This is a genomic window from Paenibacillus timonensis, from assembly GCF_022427145.1.
Classification (GTDB): Bacteria; Bacillota; Bacilli; order Paenibacillales; family Paenibacillaceae; genus Fontibacillus; species Fontibacillus timonensis.
The window spans coordinates 1-26,265 of record NZ_JAKSXN010000014.1 but is presented as its reverse complement, the minus strand read 5'-3'; the positions used below and the strand labels follow the sequence as shown (position 1 = coordinate 26,265).

The window sequence follows — 26,265 nt, the reverse complement described above, 5'->3', positions numbered from 1 at the left end:
AATGACTTAACTACTCCTTGACGGCCCCCAGCATAACTCCCTGCACGAAATACTTCTGGATAAAAGGATACACGCACAGGATCGGCAGGGTGGCGAATACGACGCACGAGGCTTTCAACACCTCGGGATTGCTCAGCGAGACTTGCGTTGCTTCCAGTTGGAAGCTTTCGCTCGCCTGAATGACCAGATAATACAATTTCAGCTGCAGCGGCCGCAGGTCCACCCGTTGCTTAATGTAAAATAACGCGTCTTGATAAGCGTTCCAACGCCCCACCGCATAGAACAGCGACAACGTCGCCAGAATGGGCTTGGAGAGCGGGAGCACGATGCTCCACAGGATGCGGAAATGCCCCGCCCCGTCGATCCGCGCCGATTCCTCGAGGCTGACCGGAATGCTGCTGGAAATCGCCGTTTTCATGATTAGCAGGTTAAACGCGCTGAAGGCCTGCGGCAGAATGAGCGCCGACCACGTATCCAGCATGCCGAGATTGCTGATCAGCATATATTCGGGAATGATCCCGCCGGTAAAATACAAGGTGAACATAAAGAGGAACGTCAGCGTGGTGCGGCCCTTCAACTGCTTGCGGGACAGCGGATAAGCCGCACAAATCGTGATGATCATGCCGAGCGCCGTGAACAAAATCGTGACCACCACCGACACGTACAAGGAACGCAGAATACTGGCATCGGCGAAGATTTTGCTGTACGCCTCCAACGTAAACCCTTCCGGCCATAAAAACACCTTGTTCGCGATCACAAACGCATCATCGCTAAGCGACTTCGCCACGACATGAAGAAACGGCAGCAGGCACATGAGCGAGGCGAGGATCAGCGCAAGATGGATCAAGACGTCCCAGACGTCGTAGCGGCGTTTTCGGCGCAGCGGCAGCGTAGTTACGATTGCTTTCATCAGGGTTCGCCTCCTTTCTTAGAGCAGCCCATCCTCGCCAAGTTTCTTGGCGACCCGGTCGGCCAGCAGGACGAGCGCCAGCCCAATCACGGACTGGAACAATCCGAGCGCCGTGGCACGGCTGAAGTTTCCGCTTTCGATCCCCCAGCGGTAAACCAGGACCGGAATCGTCGTCGTGAATTCGGTGGTCGCTTTATTTTGCAGGGCAAAAATCCGCTCGAACGAGCCTTCCATCACCCGGCCCAAATTCATGATGAGCAACGTCACGATGGTCGGACGGATCGAAGGCAACGTCACGTTCCACACCTTCCGCCACCTCCCGGCCCCATCCACGGTTGCCGCCTCGTACAGCTCCGGGTTAATGCCGCTCATGGACGCCAAGTAGATGATCGTTCCCCAGCCCATGCTCTGCCAGATGCCGATCGCCAGATAGCTGATCAGCCAGTTCGTATCCTGCTGCAGGAACGGAACTCGCGTGCCGCCCATCATCGCGATCAAGTTATTGATGACCCCGTTGCTTTCGCTCAACAGCTGATAAGCGATCGCCCCGATGATGATCCAGGAGAGAAAATGCGGCAGATAGAGCAGCGTCTGGTTAATCCGTTTGAATTTTACGTTTTTGATTTCATTCAGCAGGATGGCGAGCAGGACGGGGATCGTGAAGCTAAAGACCAAGTCGAGCGTATTCAGCAGCAGGGTATTGCGGACGGCGCGGCCGAAGTCATGTTTGGCGAAGATTTCGGCAAACACCTCAAAGCCCGCCCATTCGCTGCCCCAAAACCCCCGGGCGATTTTGTAGTCCTTAAAAGCCAGCACCAGTCCGGACATCGGCGCGAACTTGAACACCAGTACGAAGGACAACGGAATCAACAGCAGCAAGTAAAGCTCCCAATCCCGCCGGACATGGAACGCAGCCCCCCGGCCTAAAGCCGGGCCAACCCTCAATTTGGACTTTGATTTTGAAGCGCTTTCAACTTTCACAACATTCACCTCCTCCATGGTCTGGCCTGACTCGGATCCATCGCGGCGGTTCCGGCAATGGCGAGTTTGAGTCACATCATACTCTCCCGTCCGCCAGCCGGTAAATCATGAATTCTGATCTTCCGCTTCACTTTTGATCGATTCTCCCCTTTTGCCCTCATTCTTTGCGCGAAATGATCAAATTTGAAGGGAATGAGCAAAAATGGAGCTGCCTTTCGCGTCCTGACCAGGACGAAAAGCGCTCCATTTTCCGAAATAGGCTTGTGATGCAGGTTCGTTCGAAAAAAACGAATCACGAGGTTCGCAACTTGGACGCCTTATAGCTGCTTGGGGGCATCCCTTCGTATTTACGGAAAAACCGGTTAAAGCTTTGCACATTGTAGTAACCGACTTCCGAGGCGATCTGTTTCATCGTCATCCCGGTTTCCAGCAGCAGCCGTTTGGCCTTCTCGATGCGCAGCAGATTGATGTAATCGATCAGGCTTTTCCCCGTCAACTCGTAAACGATCTTGCGCATGTAGGAATAGCTGATGCCGATCTCCTTGGCCATCTCCTCAAACACGATCTCCTCGCAGAAATGCGTTTCGAGATAGCGAATGATCCGCTCTCCGTAGCCTTTCTCGCCGTCCGGGTTACGCGCAAGGTGCTGAATGATTTCGCGATAGAACTCGCGCAAATAATCGTCCAACTCATCAAGCGTGTCGATGCCGGCGATGGCGGAATAAATGTTCCCCCGGCCCGCAAAAATTCGCGTGGGGCTGATGTTGTTTTCCCTGAGGTGTTTGATTGTGACGCCGATCAGCTGGTGGTAGATGAACATGATATTATCGTAGGAAATGCTCGGGGCTGACTGGATCTCATCGCGGATGAGGGCCAGTTCGTTCATGAGACGATCGAGATCCCCGATTTCCAGGAAATTGAGAATCCGTCGTTCACAGTTTGCGGGATAAATATAGGTTTTGCCGCGTTCGTCTTCCTGTCTCCAATATGTGATTCCGCCGCTGCCTTCAACCATGCGCCGTTTGATGACTTCCATCGCCTCCGCCGCGCGGTCCGGGATCAAGCTCCTTGTCTCCGCCCGGCTGCTGATACCGATGGTAACGGTATGGCCGAGCAGCTCCGCCGCATAGATGCTTAACCTCTCAAACGCTCCCGTGATCGCTTCGCAGCCGCGATCCTGTTCCTCGGGCCCGAAATTGATCACGACCACGAAGCAGCCCTCGCCGTGATACACGCATCGGGCCGGAACCTCGGGCGGGAACTGGGTTTCGCCATGCGAAATGAGCAGATACCGGTGATAGCTGCGGGTTTCCGGGTTGGTTGTGTCTACGTATCGCCTGTAGCGATCGATGGAAACGACGGCGACCCGATAATAGGCTTTCGGAAACATTTCCGCGGCCGCTTTAGCCTCCTCCCCACGCAGCAAACGATGGAGCGCCAGGCTGCGGGTATCCTGCTCGCGTTCCTGCAGCAATTGATAGAGCTCCTCTTCTTCCTCCTGCATCCGTCTGAATACGGCATCCAGAAAAGCCAGTTCGTTTTTATCCGCCACGCCCCGGCTGCCGCTGGATCTCACCGTTCGCACCAACTCCCGCAACGGCTTGGACAGCCAAGTCGCAAGGAACACCGTCGCGACGCTCCCGGCAAAGATCATGATCGCCGTCAGCCAAAAGATATTGTGCTGCAGCTTATTGGTTTTGGTCATCAGCTCGTCCATGGAGTAGATGCTGACGTTCCACCATCCGAACAAATCCGATCGGGACCAGGTGTACAGGAGCCGCTCGCCTTCGAGCTCATGAAACGAAAACCCTTCCCGTACTCGGCTGTCCAGGATCTCTTGCATATACGGCTGCTTGGTTCCGTCGGTAAACAGCACCGCCTTGTCGTTGTGCGAAATGATCCGCCCGTCCGCTTGCATGAGCAGGTAACCTTGCTGGCCCGGCTCGGTTGACCGCAAATATTCCCCAATTTGGCTTTCCCGCAGATTAACCACGATCGTCCCGCGCGTCGTCGTCGAGAGACGGTTCAGGGGCAACACGTAGGAGATGACGGTTTCTCCCGAGGATAGCCTTCGCGGTACCCACACGCCGCTGATCCCTCTTCGTCCCGCAAGGACCTTCTCCATCCAGCCGATCGGTTCATAACGGTCCGTAGTCGTAATGCCTTTGTCGGTCGAGACCACATAATCCGCACCGTTCAAGTAGAAATAGGAGGAAGATACCCCGTTCACCCGGTTGTTCAGATTTACCAGTTCCCGAAGCACCGTCAGCGCCTGGCTCACATGGTTGTAATTCTCTTGAAGCTCTCGGTAAGTTTCAAAATGGCGGATGCGGTCAAAGACCCTGCTTGCGGTTAACCGTACCGTGTCCTGAGCCAGGTTATTCAGCGCATTTTCGTTCAGCCTTCGATTGGCGTCCAGTCCCGCCAAGGAGGATTCCGCGATCGCCTTCTCCGAATACCGCAGGATCTGCGCGCCGCTGTAGAACATCAGGATGGCCGTGGGAATGGCCATGACGCAGAACAGGATCAATGCCAGTTGCAGCATCATCGGAAATCGTTTCATAGGTCCCCTCTTCCCGTCATGGATTAGCCGTCGTGCTCACGGATGTCGCATGCTAAAAATGCAGGGATAAAAACGCTTACAAATGGAACTTGGATAAATTATACATCAACTGACCGCCGGCTTCATATCCCCAACGTTCGACTTTCCGGTATCGTGAAATAAAACTCCGTACCCGCCCCCGGTATGCTCCGGACACCGATGGTTCCACCATGATCCTCCACGATTTGTTTGCAGATGGCCAACCCAAGGCCCGTACCGCCGTAGGCTCTTGAACGGGATTTTTCGCCTCGGTAGAACCGGTCGAAGACATAGGGAACATCCTCCGCCGGAATTCCGGGCCCATTGTCCCTGACGGCGATGCGAAGTCCCGCCTCTTCTTCGACGGTTGCCGTAACGGCGATATGGGCGTCCGCTCCCGCATATTTCCGCGCGTTGACGATCAAATTCTCGAATACCTGCGCCATACGGCTGCGATCGGCTTCGATCGGCACGGACGGAAACGGTCTTTCCACGGTGAACCGCCCGGTCAAATCATCGAATTCATTTTCGATCGGACTTAGAATCGCTTCAAGCAATTCCCGACTATCCTGCCTTGTCGTTTCCATCCCGATCTCCCCCAGCTCCAACCGTGAAAACTGAAGGAGCTCATCGATCATCCGTTCCAGCTTGTCCGTCTTGTCCCGGATCACGGCGAGATACCGATCCTGTTTCTCTTTGCTTTGGGCGACGCCATCCTGCAGTCCTTCCACATAACCGCGAATGGAGGTGAGCGGCGTCCGCAAATCATGGGATATGCTGGCGATCAGCTCTTGACGGGAACGTTCGTAGGCGGCCTGCCCGTCCAAGGATTCCTTCAATCTCGCTCGCATCAACTCAAATGCGGCGCTGAAGCGCCCCATCTCATCGTGATTTCGGTATTCGATTTGAAAATCCAAATTCCCGTTCATGATCTTGGCGGCGGCCGCATTCAACTCCTGCAAGGGGATCAGGACGTTCTTAGTGACCAATCTCGTTAAAATGAACGCACAGCAGACAAAGGCCAAAATAAACAACGCCGAGATGAACATCATCCGGGGATCGACGGTTGCCGGAGCTGCCGAAGAGCCTGAAAACGTTCCGGAAAACGTAATCAGGATCAGCGGTAGTAGCACGATTCCCAGCAAAGAAGCGATGATTTTGAATCGCAATCCCCATCTCAATCTCATGACGTTCCTCCATCAAACTTATACCCTACGCCCCACACGGTCTTGATGTACAGGGGATTCGACGGATCCTCCTCGATCTTCTCCCGCAGCTTCTTTATATGCACCGTGACCGTATTCAGATCGCCGTACTCGTTATAACCCCAAACCTGGCCGAAAATTTGCTCGCGCGTCAAAACCTGGTTCGGGTGGAGCGCCAGGAAACGAAGGACTTCAAATTCCTTGGCGGAACACGATACAGGACGGTTTCGGACCTTGACCTCATAAGCCTTCAAATGGATCTCCAATTCGGAAAAACGAAGAACATCCTCCGGTTTCTCTGCAGGAGCCGAAAGCTGATTCACTCTTCTTAGCTGCGCTTTGACCCTCGCGACCACTTCCCCGGGACTAAACGGTTTCACGACATAATCGTCGGCGCCTAGACCTAACCCGAGGATTTTGTCTACGTCGCTTTTTTTCGCGCTGAGCAGGATAATGGGGACCGCGGATTCCGCACGGATGATGCGGCAAAGCTCCAATCCATTCAGTTTAGGGAGCATGATGTCCAGAATGACCAATTGCGGCCGATAAGACTTGAACATTTGAAGCGCCTCATCCCCGTCGCCGGCGATGAGCACGTCAAATTGTTCTTCTTCCAGATAATCTTGCAGCAGCTCGGCAATTTCGCTTTCGTCTTCAACAATCAAAATGGGGCTGCCGTGCACGAACTTCACCTACTTACCCATGAGATCCTTCTTCTTCAACACTATAACACTTCCAAGGTAAAAAAAACCAATGGTAACGATCGTACTAAGAACTCCTTTGAAGGATTCGGCGGAAAACGGATCATGCAACTCATGCAGATGAAAATACCGCATCTGGTAGACGATAAAATAATCCTTCACCTGACGGATCCCTTCCACGAACGGAGACAAGGCCATAAGCCCCAGCGGTAACCCTATCGTAACGCCCAGATTGGACGCGACGATACCGATGAAGATCACAATCATCCCGAACCCCAGATTCGGCAGCAGCATCAGCAGAAAGGATCGCATCGTAACCCAAATCCCTTGTCCGGACGAATAGGCGACTCCTTCCAGCACAAACTGTTCTCCCCAACCTAAAGCAAGCGTCCCCACAATATAGGAGGAAATCACCAAATACCCCAAACCTACAGCTACAAGCAGAAAAAATGACGCCACCTTGGCATTCAGCAGCTCGATCCGGCTGACCGGGCGAACCAGCGTCAGGGTTAGGGTTCCGCTCCGAATCTCATCGGCGATCAGGTCTGCAGCTAGGACCGCCATGAACAGGATCATCAACTCCGTGCTGCCGTTTAACACCTGAAAGGCCAGCGATTGCCCGTTCAAATCGATAGCGGAGAAATTCGTCTCTTTCCAACGGGATTGAAGTACGAAGATGATCTCGATTCCGGTGATGAGACAGAAGAAAAGGGGTATTTTTGTCAACCGGGCCGCTTTGATTAATTCATTTTGGATAAGGTGTATCATGGAAACTCCCCCTTTTAGCCTAAAGAACAAGATCTTTCCTCTTGATCGATTGGACGCTCAGCAAATAAAAGACGATGAGATAAATCAAGATCACGACGGTGCTTTGAATCGCCGGTTCCCCGAGCCTATTCTGCCCGACGGATTCATGGTAAAAATACATCTGATTCACGATCGAGTAAGGTTTGATTTCTTCAAATGCATTCAAGTATTGAGCCGCGTTCAGGAGGCCGATCGAAATTACGAGAGCTACACTCATGCTGTCGCAGCAAATCGCGATCCACACGACGATCATTCCGCAAGCCATATACGGCAATATCATCAGGGCATAAAGCTTAAGGGTCAGCCATACGCCTGCTCCCGGCAAATACGACGCTCCGCCATATCCCGTATGATCGCCCCAACCCAACGCCGCGGTCCCCACCGCATAGGAGGATAGGACCGTGAAGCCGACCAGGATGACGATAAAAAACAATAAGGCGGTGATCTTGGCGTGAAGCCATTCGACCCGGCTGACCGGACGCAATAAAGATAACTTCAACGTTCCTTTGCGGTACTCTTCGGTGATGATGTCCGTGACGTAGACGGGAATGAAGATGGCCATAAACTGGGCCATGCCGTAAATGAACGTCAGCGGAAGCGATTGGCCGTTGGGGGTAACGATCACCGTCTTTACGTTTCCATCCAGTTGATAATAGTAAACGGTGATGATCGCATTGAGTACCAGGATGAACATGAAGATACCCATTTTTTTCAATCTTAACATTTTAAACAGCTCGTTCCTTGCCAGACGGATCATCAACCCCGCCCTCCCGTTCCGTTCGTCACTTGGAAGAAGAATTGCTCCAACGTAGTTTCCGGGGGCACGATCGATGCCACTTTCCCTTCGGCAAGCAGCCGGCCATCCTGGACGATACCGACTTTCGTGCAGATTTGCTCGACCTCATGAAGCAGATGGCTGGAGATGAAGAACGTAATCCCGCGCTCGGAGGCTAGCTGCGCAATCATTTCCTTGATTTCTCTCATCCCTTGCGGGTCAAGCCCGTTGGTCGGCTCGTCCAGGATGATCAATCGCGGATCGCCCAACAGCGCGTTTGCGATCCCGAGTCTTTGTTTCATCCCCAGCGAATAGGCTCGGACCTTGTCCTTCGCCCGATTCCGGAGCCCGACCATCTCGAGCACTTCATCGACTCGCTTCTGCGTAATGCCGGGCAGCAGATTCGCCATCAGGCAAAGATTATCGTATGCGGATAAATAGCCGTAGAAAACGGGGTTCTCCACGATCGCGCCCACCTGGGATATGGCTGCTTTGAAATTCGTGCGCAAATCAACCCCGCCGATCAGCACCTCCCCCGCATCGGGGTAGACTAATCCGGTAATCATCCGGATCGTCGTTGTTTTACCTGATCCGTTGCGGCCCAGAAATCCATAGATATCGCCTTCCTCCACCCTGAGACTCAACCGATCGACGGCCGTTCTCGTTCCGAACGTTTTCGTCAGGTTATTCGTTTCCAATAGCACCTTGCCGCTCATGAGTTCACCTTCCTGCCTTGGTTTAGAAGTATCGCTTCTAATAGGCTAAACCCAAGGTATGAATAGTGAATGGTGAAAAAATAAACGATCCATGGTGTATTTATTAACATTTGATAAACTGCCAAAAAAGCCCGTACCGGGGAGGTACGAGCTTTCAGACGAGGAATGTTTTATTCTTTTGACCGACATTTGGCCTAGGCAGCGGTGATCCCTCAACGGTTTAGCTGTCAGCCCCCGAGAGCCGCACATTACCGGCCGCCAACTTGTCTCGATACTCCTGAGGAGACACGCCCTCCAGCTCTTTGAAGACGCGGGAGAAATGACGGGTATTCTCGAACCCGACGGCGGTGCCGATTTCCGACAGCTTCAGCGAACCCTTTCCGAGCAGTTCCTTCGCTTTGCGAATTCTTACTTTTTTCAGGTAAGTGACAAAGCTCTCGCCGGTATACGCCTTAAAAGCCTCGCTGAAATAGGAGTAATTCAGCGACACATGGTTGCTGACGATCGCCATGTTTAATTGCCGGTGGTAATGGTTCTCGATATACGTCACCGCTTCTTTCATGTCTCCATGCTCGCTGTGAGCGGAACGAACCTCTTTGATATATTCATCCAGATCCGATAATAACTGCTCCAGCGATCGGAAATAGTCGTGAAAATGGCAGAAGTTCGACAGATCTCCCACTTTGCGGTACAACTTCAGCACGTCGACGGAAGCTTCGCCGTATACGCGGAACACTTCATCCAACACCTGCTCGTTCATATGCCGGCTGACGGCCTCCAAGTACGATATATCGATTTCGGGCAGCTGATCAATCCGGAAAATCTCTTGCAGCAGCGGTCCGATTTCCTTCTCGCGATTCGTGCCCAGGATATTGCCAAGTTTACGGATGGCTTCCTTCGGCACGGGATAAGACAGCCGCTTCATCTTCATGTCATCGTACCAGATCAACCGGGTCTTCGGATAAATAAACGTATATTTCAGCGATTCGCACGCCTGGCGGTAGCATAAGGCCAGATCCGTGAGCCGGCTTCCCTCTTGACTGACGCCGATCAACATTCCGTCAAGCTCCCGTTCCGCGGCCAGCAGCGACAGGTCCTCGAACTTGCTCCGCGGACCGCCAACCAGGATCATTCGTCCCTCGCGGTCCAGCAAGGAGGCGCTGAGGACACCGTCCACGCTTTCGAACATATGCTCCGCAAGCGACTTCAAATCCTCCTTCTTCATCCGGCTGCCGTCCACGTTTTTGTAGGTTAGTGCCGCGATCCAGAAGGGCAAAGCATATTGATCGAAACCGATTTCGGTACTCCAGATGCCAAGGTCCTCCCCAGCCAACTCCGGTTGCAGCAGGAGCTCCTGCAGACGCACGGATTGGACCTGCAGCCGATAACTCTCCGTGGCGGCCATTTGCTCGGCCATATGCGAGCGTTTCGCCAGATTGTCCTGGCATTTGCGCAGCGCCGCGAACAATTCGTCCCGGCGGATCGGTTTCAGCAGATAATCGACAGCCTGATATCGGATGGCCGCTTTGGCATATCTAAAGTCCTCGTACCCGCTGAGGATGATGATGAGCGGCCGACCGATCTGTCCGGCCGGCAATGGTCCTTCCGATACCTGCTCGATTAACGCGATCCCATCCATCACGGGCATGCGGATATCCGTAATCATGATGTCCGCGCCTTGGGCCCGGTACAGCTCAAGAGCTTCCGCCCCTTGAGCTGCCGTGGTCAGATCATACAGACCCGGGAATTCGCGTTCAATCATGGTCTTTAATCCAATACGGATGTTCTTCTCGTCATCCACGATCAATAGTTTTGTCATCTGTGCCAACCCTCCCTGTTAACAGCACCTTCGGCATGATCATCACAACCTGGGTGAACTGTCCTTGCTCGCTGAAGACCTTCAGGCCGTATTGTTTTCCATAGTAAAGCCGAATGCGCTCTTGAACGTTACGAAGGCCTATCCCGTAATGGTTCGACGACTTCGATGCAAAATTGCCCGGAATCTTATCTGTCAGGCCGACCTTATCCAATTCCAGGTTCAACTCGAGGAGCGAGGTCTCGTCGACCCCTCTCCCGTTGTCCGTCACTACGATTCGGATATCGCTACGGGGCAATTCGAGAACCTCGATCGAGATGTTCCGCGATCGTTCCTCTTCCCCGGTCCAGGCATGCTTCACCGCATTTTCGACGATCGGCTGCAGAGACATCTTGAGCATTTCCATTTCAAGGAGATCGTTTGGAATCTCCAACTGCAGCTCGATCGGTTCATCGAACCGGATATTCATCACTTCGATATAATTTTCGATATGGCGTATTTCATCGCGCAGCTTCACGTATTCCCCGGACCATTTAAAGTTATACCGCATCATTCCCCCCAGGGAAGTCAGGGCATCGGAAATTTGCCGTTGGTTTTCGATTTCGGCCAGCATCTTTATATTCTCTAATGTATTATACAGAAAATGAGCATCGATTTGGTTATGAAGCGTGCGCAACTCCGCTTCCTTCGTGAGCGCCTCCTTGTACACGGCCTGAGCCACCAGCGAATTGATGGTATTCATCAGCTTGGAAAAATGATGCGCCAGCTCCCCGACCTCGCCTCCGCCGCGGATCGTGATGCCGCTGTATGCCTCTCCGCGCCGCACCTTCTTCATCTCTTCCGTCAGCACGCGGAGATTCTTGAGAATAAACGCATTGAGTATATAAGCGATGACCGTGACGAGGGTAATAAATCCGATGTTCGCTCCGATCAAGATATTGCGCATATGTGAAATTTCTTTCAGCACGCCGTCCATGGACACGATATTCAGCAGATCCGCGTTGATCCGCTCAATGGGCTTGTGCAGCAGCAGAAATGATTTTCCGTTCTCTTTGTAGTGAATATCCCAAACCCCGGTTTCTTTATACCGCAACAAGCGTTCCCGAATCGCTTGCTCCATTCCCGGGTTGGCTTGCAGATAAGAGTTCTGCGATCGGGTAAACATCTGGGTTTTGCTATCCATCAGAAGCATTTTCGAGTCATTGTCCTGAGCAGCCGCGTAAGTTCTCGGGCTGAATTTCTCGAGCAGCATATCCACCTGGACCATTCCGACATGATGGTTGGCCGGGATGCTCATTTCCCGGAGCAGGGACACCTTTGGGGTTGGCGCAGGGGTTTGTCCCTTGTACCGTTCCATGATGTCCGGGTCATTATATAAGAAAGACCAGGACTCCATGCCCTTTAATTCCTTCGCCTCCTGAAACCAAGGCTCGCCCGCTACCCGGCTTTCCCGGAAGAAGATCGGCCAGATTTCGGTGACGTTGCTGCTGGAGAACAAGCGCAGATGCTCCACGTTCGGGTTGTAATATTGAATCCGCGTCAAGCTTTTAAAGCTGTTGTTGCTGAAATTGACCAGCTCTTCCGTGCCGGGCTCGGTCGTATTGGCGAGATAATCCTGGACTTCAATATCATCATAGGCGACTTGCACCGCCCGTACCATCGATTCAATCTGGGTATCGATATGCTGGACTTCCATCTCCAGCAGCGAGGCATTCTTGTCTTCGGCATCACGGACATACATGTTGTTGATGGCTCCATACGAATAAAAGGACACCAAGGCACTGGGTCCCAAGATGATAAAAATATAGGATGCGATCAGGCGGCTCTGAAGCGAGCGGCGCCCAAACCAATACTTAAACGAATCCCACCAAGCTGCCCAGGGCTTGCTTCTATCCATATGCCGATTGACCCCTTTTCATAAAACGCCCAAAAGCCCGCGGTTCGCGGGCGTTTTTTGGGCAGAGCGATGATTATTGCATGCCAAGTTTCTTCTTGTTCTCTTCGTACTTAGTTTGCTGGAACGCCTGTACTTTAGCAAGTCCCAGATCTTCTTGTTTCTTGATGTAATCCGCCCAAATCTTATCGAATTCGGCATCGGACGGCGCCATCAGCAACTTCGGCAATGTCTTGCTGCGCAGATCCTTAATTTTGCTAAGGATAATGCCTTCATCCGAGTTGGCCAACGGATCGATCAAGTCAAATTCGGAGACGCTGATCGTTTTACCGCGAGTCCAGTCTTCCAACTGTTTGTAGGGTTCAACCGATTCAGGCTGCCATTGTTGGGTGATGTTGGTGTTTTGCATCATCCAGAAAGTGAAGGAAGAACCGTATTGTTTGTCGAATGCTGCCCGGTCTTTATTCATAAGATCGAAGGCTTCCGGTTTGAATTGGTCTTTGCCGTCAATCGTGTCATAGCTGACGCCTTTTTCACCCAGGTAAAGGTCTTTTTGACCTTCTTCACTCATCAGGTAGCTCAGGAACTTGATCGCGCGAGCTTTATCCTTCACATCTTTGGAGATCAGAGTTACCGTCCAGCCGGAGATCGAAGGACCATTCAGCGTAGGCGGATCCAGTTTGGAGTTGGCAGGACCGTCAACCGCGATGTAAATCTTGTTTGGATCTTGTTGGTACAAGGTGCCCAATTGAGCTGCGAAGTCCGTGCGTTGGTACAGCATCGCGAAGTAACGTCCTTGCGCGATTTTCTCTTCCATTTGAGCGCGTTTGTCGATGAAGATATCTTTCGCCAGCAAGCCTTCTTCGTTGGCTTTGCGCAGCGTTTTCAACCAAGCTACATATTCCGGATCCGTTTCACGGTTGTACAGCTTGCCGTCTTTTTGTCTCGGAATCGCCAGGAAGTTCTGCAGATATTGTTCCAGGGAGTCATTACCGACAGCTGTAAATTCATGCAAGCCCAACGGAATCAGCGGTTGGCCGTTGATTTCAGGGAATTTCTCTTGAGCTGCTTTCAGAGCAGCCAGGAAGCCTTCCGGTGTACGCATGTCAGGGCTGCCGATAGCTTCGTAGATGTCTTTACGTACGACGAATGTTTGGTTGGATACATAAGTATCGCCGTATTTCTCGTAGTCTTTCGGAGACGAGGAGGAGTTCGGATATCCGTATACATTCCCGTCGGGTTGCGTGTACCAGCCCAGTTTATCCGGGTCAGCCACTTTGAAGAAGTATGGATCATATTGGTCAGCCAATTTATTCAGAGGTTCAACGAGTCCGCCTTCGATCATCTTCTTCACGCCGTCTTCATACCAGCCCAGCGTAATGAAATCAGGCAGCTTGCCGGAAGCGATCAACGTGTTCAGCTTCTCGTTTTCATTGCCGGCAGGAACGATGAAGTTGATATTTACGCCCGTCTTCTTCGTTACGTATTGGGAAGTCGGGTCAACGCCCCATTTATTCGGGAACCAGGCAAAGTTCAGGTACCAGTCGAACGTGATCGGAGACGTATCGGATTTCCAACCCGGTTCGTCTGCCGATGGAGTTACGGCCGGCTCGGTGGATTCCTGCGTATTGGTGTTGGCAGCCTTGTTGTTAGCGCTTTCTTTGTTGGCATTGCCATTACTACCGCAAGCAGCCAGAGACAGGACCATGATGGCCGCCATCAGCAGCGTCATCATTTTTTTGGACTTGCTTTTCATGCCCATGCTTTTTACCCCTTTTCTCATTTGGTGTGATTCCTTTTATGTGCAACTCCATAGCCGCCGTGAAGCGGCTTGGAGGAGTTACCGTTGAAGATGGTGAGTTCGGTCGAAGACCGCCTCTTAACCTTTGATCGAGCCGATCATCATCCCTTTAACGAAATAGCGTTGCAGGAACGGATAAGCGAACACGATTGGCAGGGTCGTTACGACCATCGTTGCCAGCTTGATGGATTGGGAAGTGACGGTTTTGGTCACCGCGCTGCCCTGTACGGCCGTCGTCATAATGTTGGAACTCGACTGGGCCACAACCCGGTATAGGAACGTCTGGATCGGCTGCAAGTTCTCGTTGTTGACGTAAATAATCCCCGTAAAGTAATCGTTCCATTGATATACCCCGTGGAACAAAGCGATCGTCGCGAGAACTGGCATCGATACCGGAAGCACCACTCGCAGGAAGACCGTCCAATCATTAGCTCCGTCAATCCGGGCCGCTTCCTCCAGTCCATCGGGAATTTCCCGGAAGAAGGTCATAAAGATGATCAGGTCAAAGAAGCTGAACAGCACCGGAATGATGTAAACCATAAAATTATCGAGCATATGCAAATCCCGGATGAGCAGGAAGGTCGGAATGAGCCCTCCGGAGAAAATCATGGTGATTGTCCCTAGCAGGATGTACAGCTTTCCTCCGATCAGATCTCTGCGAGAAAAGGCGTAGGCGACCATTGCTGTAAAGAAGACGTGCGCTACAACGCCGATGACGGTCTTGGCAACCGTAAGTCCCATCGCGGTCATAATGCCGGGATTATCGAATACCGCCTTGAAATTCTCCAGGCTGAACACCCTAGGCCACCAGTAAATGCCCCCGAGCATGGCGTCCTTCCCGTCGTTGAAGGCGTTGATCAGCACGTACCAAATCGGGTACAGCGTAACGAAGCAGATCAGCAGCATTCCCAAATTATTGAGCGTATCGAAGACGACTTCGCCTTTCGTTCTGCGGCTTAATGAAAACATGTGCAGGTCCCCCTTGGCCTAAAACAACGAAGTGTCGTTGAGTTTTTTGGATACTTGGTTGGCAATCAGCAGCAGGATGAGCGCAATGACGGACTTGAACAATCCGATCGCCGTGGAGAACGAGTACCGGCCCGAGGATATCCCCGTATAGTAGACGTAGTAATCTATAACATTACTTGCACTGTCGTTCAGTGAGTTACGCAACACCAGGATCTGGTCGAAGTTGGAGTTCAGCACGCCGCTGACCGCCAGGATGAACAAAATGCTGATCGTGGCTTTGATCGCAGGAAGCGTGACATACCACATCTGTTGGAACCGTCCGGCCCCATCAATGGTGGCCGCTTCGTACATTTCGGGCGAAATGCTCGTAATCGCCGCCAAGTAGATGATTGCGGACCACCCTAATTCTTTCCAAATATCCGAAGTGATGACGATCGTCCAGAAATATTTCGGCTCGGCCAAGAACGAGATCGGTTTATCGATGATATTCAGGGCCATGAAAATATCGTTGATGATGCCCACGTCCGACAGCCATGTCGCCAAGATACCGCCAAGCACGACCCAAGACAGGAAGTGAGGCAGGTAGGAGATCGTTTGGATCGCCTTCTTGTAGCGGAGCGAACGAACCTCATTCAGGAACAGGGCGAATACGATCGGCAACGGGAAAGTGAGCAGCTTCAGCAAACTGATCCCGAGCGTATTTTTCATGACATTGACGAAATTCTCGTCCTGCAAAAATTCCTTAAAGTGCGTAAGACCGGCCCATGGGGCTTCGGCTATCGTTCGAATAATGTCGTAGTCCTTGAAAGCGATGACGACACCGTACATCGGAATATAGTTGAAGATGATCATCCAAACGATGCCGAGCAAAGCCATAATCTGAATATGTCTTTGCGAGTAGAGTTTCTTCAGCCATTTTCGCCTTGACGAGGGCGGCGTTTCTATCTCTTGCATGGCTGCGGGTTGCGTTGACGGCTGCATTTCCATCCCCTCTGACCTCCAAGCTGTTCTAGTCTATTATTGTAAGCACTTTCACCTATCTGTATCTATTGTACTTGGGATCGGGCCATAGGGATATGCTCCAGATTTCGTATCGATGTATTCGTTTTTCGGCTAGCCATTCGATATAAAAAAAGAAAGCCCGTACCGAAATGTACGGGCTTTCAACGCTTACTTAATAATCAGCTCTTCCGGCTGGACATCGTACGGGGCTCTTCTTCCTTGAATCACGTCCAGCAATCCCGCATGGGTGGCCTTGATTTCCTGCACAAAAGCCTCATAAGGCCGGTGGCAGACATCAACGATCCCGATCTGGTAGTTCTCCCCGTCAAATCGGCCAAGCGTTGCTTGATCATTCAGTATAAAGTAATGCGTACCGACCAAATGCTTCTGACTCGCAGCAAATTCCGTGTAATATCGGTACGCTTTGCCGCGGTCGGCCTGGGTGTATACGCCTTTCAGACCTGGGCTTAGCAGCCCTACGTCCGGAGCACCGAAGTGGAATTCCCCGATCATCACCGGCTTGCCGGTCTGTTCAAAGATGTACCTAATATCCGCCTCATCCGGTTTGAACTTATAGCAGTTGTAGGTATAGACATCAAAATATTCGCTTCCCTCCAGCACCAACTCCGACGATATCCAGGCGTACCGGATGCCGAGGTTCAAGTGATGTGGATCGACCCGCTTCAAGGCTACGGCCGGAATGCGAATAAATTCATGGGCCATCCGGCGGGAAAATGCCAATAGATCCGCGTCGGCCGCATCGGTGAATTGTTCATAGCGAAGCTGCCGGATCCCTTCGAAATCGGCGAGTTCCATCGCCCACGCCTCGCTCAGCGCCTGGGGATTCCCTTCATATTTGTGCGTAAGATAACGAATCAGCTCCTCCTTGCTGGCAAAAGCATGTCCGCCGCGGAACATTTCCCGCGCCAGGTTCACCCTGTCCCTAAACGCCCAATGCGGTTCGTTCGACATGAAGTATCCGATCAGGCAGCGGTCTTCCTTGAACGGCTCCAGCTGCGCAGCATACCGCTCCGACGCCTCCCGGTACTCCTGGCTGAACACGTCCGGGAAATCCCGGTACACGGCCTTTTCGGTCATCGGAAAACCGGATAGCGGCATCACATAGGGCAGCTTCGCCCGCTTAGCAAAGTTCAGATCCGACCAGTTCCCGATCGTATTGAATCCCCAATCGATCAGCCGGGAACGGGTCATTTGGCTCCAAGCCTCGCGATAATTCCCGCCGAAAGCCCGAATCAGATTGCTGACGGCATAATTATAATAACGTTGCCCATTCAACGTTTCTCCCGCCCGGAACGCAGGTCCGTAAGCCCCTTCCCTCTCCGGAAGCCACTCCAGACAAGGCTCGATGCCGTCGATGCGTCCCGCTTCCCCGGGAGTGACCACATCCAGCCCCTTACTGTAAAAAGCATATCCGTCCGGGTCCACCAGCCAAGACCTGTCGCCTTGCTGCGCCACCCGAAAGTACCCTGTAGGCTCAAAGGAAATGGATTTGTACCCTCCGTACGCACTGTATTCCGGTCCAAACTCCGCGCCCGAGGCCGCTTCGGCTTCCTTCCGCAAATATTGGACCAGTTCGTCCGCCGAGCCGGTTTTGCCGCTCCAGTCCTTCATCTTCAACTGTCCCAGCTCATCGACGATCGGTTCCACCTCCGGTCCGAGTCTGCAATCGGGCTTCTCGTCCGCAAGATACAAATCATGCAGGATAAAGGAACGATTCATATAGAACGGCAGAAAAATCATCTCAAAATGCTCGACTTGCTCCGGTTCTAAGGCGGTTCCCTGCAAGAACGACTTCAGCTTGCCCGGCGTTCGTTCCAGATAGATACTCTGGGCATCCAAATGCGCGAGGTCAAAGTACGTTCGAATCCGGATCTGCGGCAGGAAGCCGGTCATGCAATACAAATCCGGCACGTTATGCTCCGAACCGGGGTCATGCTTAGAAAATCCGAGCACCATTTGAAATTCCGTGATCGATTGAACCGTCAGCTCCAGCACCAGGTATTGGCCTTTCTTGAACTGCAGGCCGGCGAAATGAAGCCTTCCCCCATCGGGGGATATTTTGAGAAAACGCCCGCCGTCCGGAAGCGATTTCAATTCAATATTGCCGCTTACGTTGATTTGGGTAGGTCTCATATCTAAAGTCGCTCCTTCGGAATGGTCAATTCATCAAAATTATACGACATTTCGAAGACCTTCCTTCCGTTTTCCGAAATTGCGTGACCTCTCCCGAAATTGCGTGACCTCTCCCGAAAAACGCCGGATCGTCGGGACGCCTATTCCAAGGTAAACGAAGCCAGGTCCGCGCTTCCGTTCCCGGTATACTTGAGATAAACGGCCTGTACGCCGTCCGGAATGACGATGTCAGCGGCGTATTCCGTCCAGACGTTCGTAAAGTCAACCGGAAGGGTTCCGAGCGACGGACCGTCCCATGCCGTTTGGACTTCGAAAGCGCCTTGGCAATATCCGCGCACCTTGATTTTGACCCTCGTAATGCCTTGGCAATCGAAATACTTGAACCCGGCCGTGGCGGAATCGGTCATATTGGCGATATATCCGGTCTTCTGATCCCCGTCCCTTCCTTCTTGGGTGATTTTCGGAAAACGGCTGTCCATCCAGGCCCCGGTGCCAAATCCGCCGGTATACAACGCTTCGTCTTTGCAAAACAGATGGCAAGCCAGGTAGGCGGGATATTCTCCCCGTCCAACAAGCGGACCGCCATTCGGACCGCAGGAGGTCATCTCCGCTTGGGGGATCGTTCCGTCGGCGCGTAGGGTGATCGGCTCCATGCAGCCCTGCCGGCAGAACGCCGTACCGTTGGTATGACGGTGATAGAACACGTACCATTGCCCGTTGATCTCTTCGATGCTGCCATGGTTGTTGCCGCCGTAGTACATCGGCTTGTCCGCCGGTTTATAGGTATCGATATGAAGATCATTGTTGCTGACGATGACGCCTTGATAGACGAAACCTCGAGTCGGATGGGAGCTGGTTGCGAAACAAAGCTCATGCATGACGATCGAGGAATAGATCAGGTAATAAGTTCCGCCATGCTTACGGATCGAAGGGGCCTCAAAAAACGCATGCCCTTCAAACCCGCCGCCCTTGCTGTAAGGCTCGCTCGGCGCAACAAAAACCGGTTCCTCCACAATCGTGAGCATATCCGGGCCCAGCACCGTAGCCATCGCGCCGTGTCGGGATCGGTCTCCGGGCGCACAAAATCCGGTGTACAAGTAAGTCCGCTCGCCTTCCGTCAAAACGCCGGGGTCAAACTGGGGCTCGTCGCCGGCTCTTTCTCCCAAACGCGTGCCGTCGGCATACTTGACGTACCCGTAGAATTTGAACTCTCCGGCCGGGGTATCGCAGACGGCGACCGAAACGACCGGAACCTTGTCGAGCACGTAATAAAGGTAATACCGCCCGTCCGGTCCGACCGTAACGTCCGGGGCATAGAGGCACATCCGACCGTCCGGATTCAGGGGGTCATCGGTTTTCTTGTAGATGACGCCTTCGTACCGCCAATCCCCCAAATCCTCCACGGGAGCCGACCAGCACACATAGTCGTTTAAACAAAACACATGACCGTTAAAGCGGTCATGCGACCCGTATACGTAAACCCTGTCGCCCCAGACATGCGGCTCCCCGTCAGGGACATACTCCCAAGACGGCAGATACGGATTGAACCCTTGCTTCTTCATGATCCGGTCCCCTCTTTCCGTTCCTTTCGAAAAATCCGCTCGGAAAATTCCTTCAAACCTTTTCTCCACACAGGCCAGTCGTGGCCCCCGCTTTCCTCCACCCAAACGTGGGGGATCCCTTGTTCGGCGAAGTAAGCATGTGTCCGGTCGCTGACGTATTTCAGAGAATCCTCATCACCGCAAGAAAGCCATAGCAAGCTCAAGCGTGCCGCCGTTTCCTGCGGATTCGGAGCAAGCTGCCCGGGAGACTTCGTGTTGGGGGCCGGGGAGAACGCCCCGATCCAGGCGAAATGATCAAGATGGCTGAGGCCGATGTTCAGGGATTGCCCGCCGCCCATGGATAAACCGGCGATGGCACGGCTCTCCCGTTCCTTCCTAACCGGGTATTTCGCTTCTACGAACGGAATCAGATCCTGGAGCAAATCCATTTCGAATCGTTCAAACGCCTCGAGCTTCTCGGGGGCGAAAGGATCGCCTTCGGCTCTGTCTTCCGGCATGGCACGACCGTTGGGCATCACGACGATCATGGGCATAAGCTCCCCGTTCGCATACAGCCGATCCAATATGAGATGGGGTTCTCCATGCTCAAACCACTCGTTTTCATCCCCGCCTATGCCATGCAATAAATAGAGCACGGGATACGTTTGGTCCCCGGAATAACCGGGGGGAGTATAAACTCTAGTTTTGCGTCGGGTTCCGACGGTCGTGGAGTTATATTCCACGATCTCGACGCGTCCGCCATGCGAATTGCTGGACGTATCCGATTCTTGTCTATTCATGATCTTCATCCTCTCGGTCAGTGGATACATGAATTATAGCGCTTCCAAAAAAACGATCGATAGGCCGAAACTAAAGAACTCATCCGCATTTCTTTAAAATAAATACAGGCGACCGGCCAAGTGGGTCACCCAACTTGACGATCGCCTGTTTGTTCATAGAACTTCGGACATTATTTTGCTGTAAGGCCCAACGCTTTCATCATCTTCGTAAAGATTTCCGTATTTTCGAACACCCCGGTGAACAGGTTGGCGTTCTTCCCCATTGCCGTGACCGGAATATCGACGGCCGTATGACCGGACGTCGTCCAATCGACGATAAATTGTTCCTTGGAACCCGCGATCGCGAACGGTCCGTCTTCCTTGGAGATCGCGTCCCCGGATTCGTCCTCCGCATCCACCGACTCGATCGAAAGGCCGCCGGTCTCATGGTCGGCTAACACCAACACGAGCGTATCCGGGTTTTTCTTGGCGAAATCCTTGGCGACCTGTACGGCTTTATCCAGCTGCTGACCGGCTTTAATGGTCAATGCGGCATTGTTCTCGTGCGCCATCTCGTCGGTTGCTTCCTCTTCGACCATCAGGAAGAAGCCTTTTTTGTTTTTGGACAACGTGTCGATCGCTTTCTTGGTCATGTCCGGAAGAGATACGACCGGGTTATAAATATCGCCGTCCCCTTCTTCTCTTTGCTGAAACATCTCTTCATTGGCGAACAAACCGAGAAGCTTGCCGCCCTTTGCTTTTTGCAGATCTTCTTTATTGCTGACGTAGGTATAGCCCAGCTGTTTGGCTTTATCGACCAGGTTGCCCTGGGTCCCTTTACTCTTCTCGGAAGGATCCTCTGCCGGTTCGTCTTGGAAAGCGCCCGGGTTACCAGCCGGGAACCAGAAATCCTCGCCTCCGCCCAGCAGAACATCCACTTTGCTCTTGGTCAGAAATTGCAGCGCAATGTCACTTTGCGCGGAACGATTCTCGACATGGGCGCCAAAGGCCGCTCCGGTCGCGTCCGTCACCTGGCTGGTGGTAACGACCCCCGTGGACAACCCGGCTTGTTTGGCGTATTCCATAATCGTTTTAACCGGTTTCTTGTTGGCGTCCATCCCGATCGCGCCATTATACGTTTTTACCCCGCTGGCATAAGCCGTAGCGGAAGCCGCCGAGTCGGTCACGGCCGACGTCGAGCTCGTATGTACCAGTCCGGCATAAGGCATGTCGTCCATCGCCAGTTTGCCTTTCTCTCCTACCGTAGCCAACCGAATGGCGTTGCGTGCTGCATTCCCCATCCCGTCCCCAACGAACAGGATCACGTTTTTCGTTTGCGAGGAGGCTGCCACTGCCGGGCTCGGGGTCTGTGCGGTCAGAATGCCGGTTACCGCAACCGCTGCCGCCGCAGTCACCGCGAATGCCGTTCTTAAACGCATGCTTTTTGCAAGTTTCATAAAGTACGAACCTCCTAAATGATTTAAGTTTCCGTACTCTATGATAAATACCTTATATTAACGAGATGTATTAAGTATGTTAAATAATGTTAAACCCTCTAACTCATGGCTCGGAGCGGAAACCTCTGCCGGGAAGCTGGATGCTTCTCCAGCCGCTCACCTCGCATTGGCCGTAGTTATTAACGCCAGTGGCAACCACCGTGCCGTCCGATTTTAGGCCAAGCGTATGGGCGCATCCCGCGGCGATCGCTACAACATCGCGCCAGTGGCCGACCTCACCTTGCCCGTGTAAATTCCAGCCTGCCGACACGACGGTACCGTCGGCCTTTAACCCCACGGTATGATAGCTACCAGCTGCAATCGCCACAATATCGCGCCAGGCCTCCACCTCGCATTGGTGATGCTTGTTCAATCCCGCAGCGACCACGGTGCCATCCGACCGAAGACCAACGGTATAAAAGATAACCTGCCGCCACTTCGGCGATTTCGCTCCAACTGCTTACGTTACATTGGCCATAACGATTATTTCCCGCCATCTTCACCGTACCGTCCGATCGGAGTCCGGCGGTATGCCAATCCCCTGCGGCTACCGACACGATTCCACGCCAGTCGCTTACTTCGCATTGGCCTTCCGCATTCCTCCCCACAGCCGTTACCGTACCATCGGATTTGAGCCCGAGGGTCCGGCGCCATCCCGCGGCGATCGCTACGATCCCGCTCCATCCGCTCACCTCGCATTGGCGATGCTGGTTCCAACCGGCCGCCACCACCGTACCGTCCGACAGAAGACCAACGGTATGCGAATTTCCCGTGTTCGTCGCCATATGTACATTACCTGCCGCTACCGCCACGATGTTACGCCAGTCGTTAACTTTGCATTGGCCATGTTTAGAATCGCCCGCAGCGAGGACCGTGCCGTCCGATCGAAGCCCGACGGAATGCCGCGGGCCTGCCGCCAGGGTCGCGTTAGGCCAGCATTTTGCCTGAAACGGCGGTTCCTTCTGTGAAATAGGTTCCATCTCTTACCTCCCTGCCTTGCGCGTTCGATGTTGACCTAATCATACGAAAAGCTATCGAAAAAAATCAAACAAAATCATAAGATTAACGTCTCGAACCCGGGGGCGGCCGAAACTTATGATGGTAGTGTGACATAGCTAGCTGCCCTTACAAAGTGGCAACCCGGGGGTGATGTATGACTCAACCTGCACAAGTCGTTCTGATTACGGACGTCGACCATCCGGCGGGCAAGGCACTGATCCGCCGCTTCGCCGAGGATGGCGCTCATTTTCTGCTGAACAGTCCGTCCGATGGGAAGGAGGCGGCCGCCGAGATCGACATGGCCAAGGCGGCCGGCTCCAAAGTGATCGTGAAGAACGTCGACCTGAGCGTCGGCACAAACGCTAACGAGCTTGTCCTGCTTGCGGAGCGGGAGCTCGGTGCGCTAAGCGTCCTGATCCATACCAACGATCGTCTTGTTCCCCTTACCGTTGAAGCCGGTTCCGAAGCGTCGTTCCGGGAAGTGATGAGGACGAACGCGAAATCGGCCTTCCTTTGTGCGCAAGCGGCCGGGAAGGCAATGGCGGCGCGGGAGGCCGGCTGCATCATTTTCGTCTCGTCTATCCATGCCGAGAAGCCGACCGGCACCTCCTTCGCCTACAGCGCATCCAAAGGCGCCGTCAAGATGCTGGCCAAAGAGGCGGCCCTTGAGCTGGGGCGCCACGGCATTCGCGTGAATACGATCGAAGCCGGCCCGATGGAAGGCGACGACGAGCGGTTCCGCAGCTCGCTGACGACGCTCTACCGCAGTTGCGATACCAAGGTACCGAGCGCTCGGTTGGGTACCGCGGATGACATCGCGAACGTCGCCCGCTTCTTGGCGTCAAGCGAGGCGCGTTTCGTGAACGGCGCGGATATCCGGCTGGACGGGGGATTCCTGCTTCATTATATGGATCATAAAATGAAACGGCCAAGGAGCGGTGATTCGCCATGAGCATAGCGGGCAAGGTCGCACTCGTAACAGGAGCCGGAACCGGCATCGGCCAGGGGATCGCTCTCGAGATGGCCAAGAGAGGCGCCATCGCTGCGCTCCACTATAACCGAAGCGAAGCCGGCGTTCTCGAGACGAAGAGACGAATCGACGAAGCGGGAGGCGAAAGCTTCATCGTCCAAGCGGACGTCTCGAATCAGAAGGAGATCGACGGGATGGTTCGCCGGATCGAAAGCCGCGCCGGCGATATCGATGTTCTCGTCAACAACGCCGCCGTGCAACTGAATTACGACCTCTTCAAGCACGACGGCGACACGTTCGATCGCCTGTTCGATACGAACGTGAAGGGGTACTGGCAATGCATCCAAGCCGTCATTCCCGGCATGAAGCGGAAAAGAACCGGCCGAATTATCCTCATCTCTTCGGTACACGCCAAGCGGCCGACCGATTTCGATCCGGTTTATGCCATGACCAAAGGCGCGATCCGCATGCTCGGGCGGGAAAGCGCGATCGAGCTGGCTCCTTACGGGATAACGGTAAACACGATCGAGCCGGGAGCCGTCGACGTGGGGAAATACAACCTCATCTCGCCGGATGATCCGGACGCAGAGAAGAAACGGGAGGCGCGGCGCAAGCACCACCAAGAGAAATTTCCGATGGGGCGCGTGGGGCTCCCGCTCGACGTCGCCCACCTCGCCTGCTTCATCGCCTCGAACGAAAGCGATTATATGACGGGCTCCGCCATCCGGCTCGATGGCGGGAGCATGCTGCTGTAGCGCGGCTGCAGCAAACCACCCGATTAGGAGTGATTACATGGTTAACAAAGAAACGTACGAACAAACGCTGGCCCATGTCCGTACCTCCTCCAGCCCCTCGGAGCTGCGCATTACCGATATTCGCTTCACCGATATCATCGGCGGGCCGTTTCACAGCAGCCTGATCAAGGTATACACAAATCAAGGGCTGGTCGGCTTCGGGGAAGTCCGCGACGGCGCAGACAAGGTTTACGCCCTCATGCTGAAGAGCCGGCTTCTCGGGGAGAACCCGTGCAACATCGACAAGCTGTTCCGCCGGATCAAGCAGTTCGGGAGCCATGCCCGTCAAGGCGGCGGCGTCAGCGGTATTGAGCTTGCCCTGTGGGATCTGGCCGGCAAGGCGTACGGCGTGCCGATCTACCAGATGCTTGGCGGCAAGTTCCGCGACCGGATCCGCATGTATTGCGACACGGATGTTGACGGCAAAGACACCGGCAAAGCGATGGGGGAAGCGCTCAAGAAACGAATGGAAGCCGGCTTCACCTTTCTGAAGATGGATCTCGGCATCGGCCAAATCATCGACGAGCCGGGGACGCTGAGCGCTCCGCTAGGTTTCTTGGAAGAGATGCGGGAAATCTCGAAGCGCCGCTATGCCCGGGACGCAGGCAACCTCACCGAGCAGGAGCTTCGCGAAATCAAGAACCGCCACTACGATATCTACAACATTCCGCACCCTTTTACCGGCATTCACATCACGGAAAAAGGACTCGACATGCTGGAGCAGTACGTTGCGGACGTCCGGTCGGTCATCGGCAGCCAGGTGCCGCTCGCCATCGACCACTTCGGCCATATCGGACTCGAGGATTGCATCAAGCTGGGCAGACGCATCGACAAGTTCAACCTCGCCTGGATGGAGGATATGATTCCATGGCAGTATACCGACCAGTACGCCCGCCTGGCCCGCGCCGTAACGACGCCGATCTGTACGGGGGAAGACATCTATTTGAAGGATAACTTCAAGCCGCTTCTCGAAGCCGGCGGCGTGTCCGTCGTCCATCCGGACGTGCTGACGTCCGGAGGCATCCTGGAGACAAAGAAAATCGGGGACATGGCACAGGATTACGGCGTCGCAATGGCGATCCATATGGCGGAAAGCCCCATCGCCTGCCTGGCCGCCGCTCACGTCGCCGCGGCGACCGAGAACTTCCTTGCCCTGGAATACCATTCCTGCGAAGTCGATTGGTGGGACGACATCGTCATCGGCAGCCGCCTCCCGGATAAGCTGGTCCAGAATGGCTTTATTACGCTAACGGACGCCCCGGGACTCGGGATCGATGATCTGAACGACGAGGTGCTGGCCCGGCATCTTCACCCGAGAATCGGCGGCCTCTGGGAATCGACGGATCAATGGAATCATCATTATTCGAACGACCG

Annotated in this window: 20 protein-coding genes and 1 pseudogene; 3 read left to right on the top strand and 18 right to left on the bottom strand. The window is 53.7% G+C overall.

Going from position 1 to position 26,265, the window contains the following annotated elements:
* Positions 1–10 precede the first annotated feature (10 nt).
* The 18 genes and pseudogenes from MJ257_RS07330 to MJ257_RS07245 form a co-directional block, all read right to left on the bottom strand.
* Complete coding sequence (locus MJ257_RS07330; protein WP_240268612.1) at positions 11–910, bottom strand: carbohydrate ABC transporter permease; 900 nt, start codon at positions 908–910, stop codon at positions 11–13.
* An 18-nt stretch (positions 911–928) separates the two neighbouring features.
* On the bottom strand, positions 929–1,891 hold the full coding sequence (locus tag MJ257_RS07325; protein ID WP_240268611.1) for an ABC transporter permease: 963 nt from the start codon (positions 1,889–1,891) through the stop codon (positions 929–931).
* 292 nt (positions 1,892–2,183) lie between these two features.
* Positions 2,184–4,454 (bottom strand): AraC family transcriptional regulator, encoded by a 2,271-nt coding sequence (locus MJ257_RS07320; RefSeq protein WP_240268610.1) that lies wholly within the window; start codon positions 4,452–4,454, stop codon positions 2,184–2,186.
* A gap of 122 nt (positions 4,455–4,576) precedes the next feature.
* The gene (locus MJ257_RS07315) at positions 4,577–5,659 is read right to left on the bottom strand and encodes a sensor histidine kinase (RefSeq protein ID WP_240268609.1); all 1,083 of its coding nucleotides are present in this window, start codon (positions 5,657–5,659) and stop codon (positions 4,577–4,579) included.
* On the bottom strand, positions 5,656–6,360 hold the full coding sequence (locus tag MJ257_RS07310; protein WP_240268672.1) for a winged helix-turn-helix domain-containing protein: 705 nt from the start codon (positions 6,358–6,360) through the stop codon (positions 5,656–5,658). The genes MJ257_RS07315 and MJ257_RS07310 overlap by 4 nt, the downstream gene beginning before the upstream one ends.
* A gap of 9 nt (positions 6,361–6,369) precedes the next feature.
* The gene (locus MJ257_RS07305; protein WP_240268608.1) at positions 6,370–7,146 is read right to left on the bottom strand and encodes an ABC transporter permease; all 777 of its coding nucleotides are present in this window, start codon (positions 7,144–7,146) and stop codon (positions 6,370–6,372) included.
* A 19-nt stretch (positions 7,147–7,165) separates the two neighbouring features.
* The gene (locus tag MJ257_RS07300; protein WP_240268607.1) at positions 7,166–7,942 is read right to left on the bottom strand and encodes an ABC transporter permease; all 777 of its coding nucleotides are present in this window, start codon (positions 7,940–7,942) and stop codon (positions 7,166–7,168) included.
* Positions 7,942–8,676 carry an ABC transporter ATP-binding protein gene (locus MJ257_RS07295; RefSeq protein WP_240268606.1) on the bottom strand — a complete coding sequence of 245 codons (735 nt, stop codon included), beginning with the start codon at positions 8,674–8,676 and terminating at the stop codon, positions 7,942–7,944. The genes MJ257_RS07300 and MJ257_RS07295 overlap by 1 nt, the downstream gene beginning before the upstream one ends.
* A gap of 220 nt (positions 8,677–8,896) precedes the next feature.
* Positions 8,897–10,495 (bottom strand): response regulator, encoded by a 1,599-nt coding sequence (locus tag MJ257_RS07290; RefSeq protein ID WP_240268605.1) that lies wholly within the window; start codon positions 10,493–10,495, stop codon positions 8,897–8,899.
* Positions 10,470–12,389, bottom strand: a complete 1,920-nt coding sequence (locus MJ257_RS07285; protein ID WP_240268604.1) for a cache domain-containing sensor histidine kinase — start codon at positions 12,387–12,389, stop codon at positions 10,470–10,472. Before MJ257_RS07285 ends, MJ257_RS07290 begins: the two co-directional genes overlap by 26 nt.
* Positions 12,390–12,462: 73 nt before the next feature.
* On the bottom strand, positions 12,463–14,148 hold the full coding sequence (locus tag MJ257_RS07280) for an extracellular solute-binding protein (RefSeq protein ID WP_240268603.1): 1,686 nt from the start codon (positions 14,146–14,148) through the stop codon (positions 12,463–12,465).
* Between the two features lie 117 nt (positions 14,149–14,265).
* Positions 14,266–15,156 (bottom strand): carbohydrate ABC transporter permease, encoded by an 891-nt coding sequence (locus tag MJ257_RS07275; RefSeq protein WP_240268602.1) that lies wholly within the window; start codon positions 15,154–15,156, stop codon positions 14,266–14,268.
* A gap of 18 nt (positions 15,157–15,174) precedes the next feature.
* Positions 15,175–16,110: an ABC transporter permease gene (locus MJ257_RS07270; protein WP_240268601.1), complete on the bottom strand. Its 936-nt coding sequence runs from the start codon at positions 16,108–16,110 to the stop codon at positions 15,175–15,177.
* A 216-nt stretch (positions 16,111–16,326) separates the two neighbouring features.
* Positions 16,327–18,312 (bottom strand): hypothetical protein, encoded by a 1,986-nt coding sequence (locus tag MJ257_RS07265; RefSeq protein ID WP_240268600.1) that lies wholly within the window; start codon positions 18,310–18,312, stop codon positions 16,327–16,329.
* A 140-nt stretch (positions 18,313–18,452) separates the two neighbouring features.
* On the bottom strand, positions 18,453–19,874 hold the full coding sequence (locus MJ257_RS07260; protein WP_240268599.1) for a family 43 glycosylhydrolase: 1,422 nt from the start codon (positions 19,872–19,874) through the stop codon (positions 18,453–18,455).
* A complete protein-coding gene (locus tag MJ257_RS07255) occupies positions 19,871–20,653 on the bottom strand; it encodes an alpha/beta hydrolase (protein ID WP_240268598.1) in 783 nt (260 codons plus the stop codon). The genes MJ257_RS07260 and MJ257_RS07255 overlap by 4 nt, the downstream gene beginning before the upstream one ends.
* 170 nt (positions 20,654–20,823) lie before the next feature.
* On the bottom strand, positions 20,824–22,089 hold the full coding sequence (locus tag MJ257_RS07250; protein WP_240268597.1) for an alkaline phosphatase: 1,266 nt from the start codon (positions 22,087–22,089) through the stop codon (positions 20,824–20,826).
* A 103-nt stretch (positions 22,090–22,192) separates the two neighbouring features.
* Positions 22,193–23,108: pseudogene (locus MJ257_RS07245) on the bottom strand (RCC1 domain-containing protein).
* 173 nt (positions 23,109–23,281) lie between these two features.
* Between MJ257_RS07245 and MJ257_RS07240 the strand changes: the two are divergent.
* From MJ257_RS07240 to MJ257_RS07230, 3 genes are all read left to right on the top strand, one after another.
* Entirely contained in the window at positions 23,282–24,079 is a 798-nt protein-coding gene (locus MJ257_RS07240; RefSeq protein ID WP_240268596.1) for an SDR family NAD(P)-dependent oxidoreductase, read from the top strand.
* Entirely contained in the window at positions 24,076–24,852 is a 777-nt protein-coding gene (locus MJ257_RS07235; protein WP_240268595.1) for an SDR family NAD(P)-dependent oxidoreductase, read from the top strand. The genes MJ257_RS07240 and MJ257_RS07235 overlap by 4 nt, the downstream gene beginning before the upstream one ends.
* Before the next feature lie 37 nt (positions 24,853–24,889).
* On the top strand, positions 24,890–26,265 hold a 1,376-nt coding region (locus MJ257_RS07230; RefSeq protein ID WP_240268594.1), incomplete at its 3' end, for a mandelate racemase/muconate lactonizing enzyme family protein.

Coding starts and splice junctions, on each gene's coding strand:
- MJ257_RS07330 (WP_240268612.1), bottom strand. CDS start 910: ATGAAAGCAATCGTAACTACGCTGCCGCTGCGCCGAAAACGCCGCTAC.
- MJ257_RS07320 (WP_240268610.1), bottom strand. CDS start 4,454: ATGAAACGATTTCCGATGATGCTGCAACTGGCATTGATCCTGTTCTGC.
- MJ257_RS07315 (WP_240268609.1), bottom strand. CDS start 5,659: ATGAGATTGAGATGGGGATTGCGATTCAAAATCATCGCTTCTTTGCTG.
- MJ257_RS07305 (WP_240268608.1), bottom strand. CDS start 7,146: ATGATACACCTTATCCAAAATGAATTAATCAAAGCGGCCCGGTTGACA.
- MJ257_RS07300 (WP_240268607.1), bottom strand. CDS start 7,942: ATGATCCGTCTGGCAAGGAACGAGCTGTTTAAAATGTTAAGATTGAAA.
- MJ257_RS07295 (WP_240268606.1), bottom strand. CDS start 8,676: ATGAGCGGCAAGGTGCTATTGGAAACGAATAACCTGACGAAAACGTTC.
- MJ257_RS07290 (WP_240268605.1), bottom strand. CDS start 10,495: ATGACAAAACTATTGATCGTGGATGACGAGAAGAACATCCGTATTGGA.
- MJ257_RS07285 (WP_240268604.1), bottom strand. CDS start 12,389: ATGGATAGAAGCAAGCCCTGGGCAGCTTGGTGGGATTCGTTTAAGTAT.
- MJ257_RS07280 (WP_240268603.1), bottom strand. CDS start 14,148: ATGGGCATGAAAAGCAAGTCCAAAAAAATGATGACGCTGCTGATGGCG.
- MJ257_RS07275 (WP_240268602.1), bottom strand. CDS start 15,156: ATGTTTTCATTAAGCCGCAGAACGAAAGGCGAAGTCGTCTTCGATACG.
- MJ257_RS07270 (WP_240268601.1), bottom strand. CDS start 16,110: ATGCAAGAGATAGAAACGCCGCCCTCGTCAAGGCGAAAATGGCTGAAG.
- MJ257_RS07265 (WP_240268600.1), bottom strand. CDS start 18,312: ATGAGACCTACCCAAATCAACGTAAGCGGCAATATTGAATTGAAATCG.
- MJ257_RS07260 (WP_240268599.1), bottom strand. CDS start 19,874: ATGAAGAAGCAAGGGTTCAATCCGTATCTGCCGTCTTGGGAGTATGTC.
- MJ257_RS07255 (WP_240268598.1), bottom strand. CDS start 20,653: ATGAATAGACAAGAATCGGATACGTCCAGCAATTCGCATGGCGGACGC.
- MJ257_RS07250 (WP_240268597.1), bottom strand. CDS start 22,089: ATGAAACTTGCAAAAAGCATGCGTTTAAGAACGGCATTCGCGGTGACT.
- MJ257_RS07240 (WP_240268596.1), top strand. CDS start 23,282: ATGACTCAACCTGCACAAGTCGTTCTGATTACGGACGTCGACCATCCG.
- MJ257_RS07235 (WP_240268595.1), top strand. CDS start 24,076: ATGAGCATAGCGGGCAAGGTCGCACTCGTAACAGGAGCCGGAACCGGC.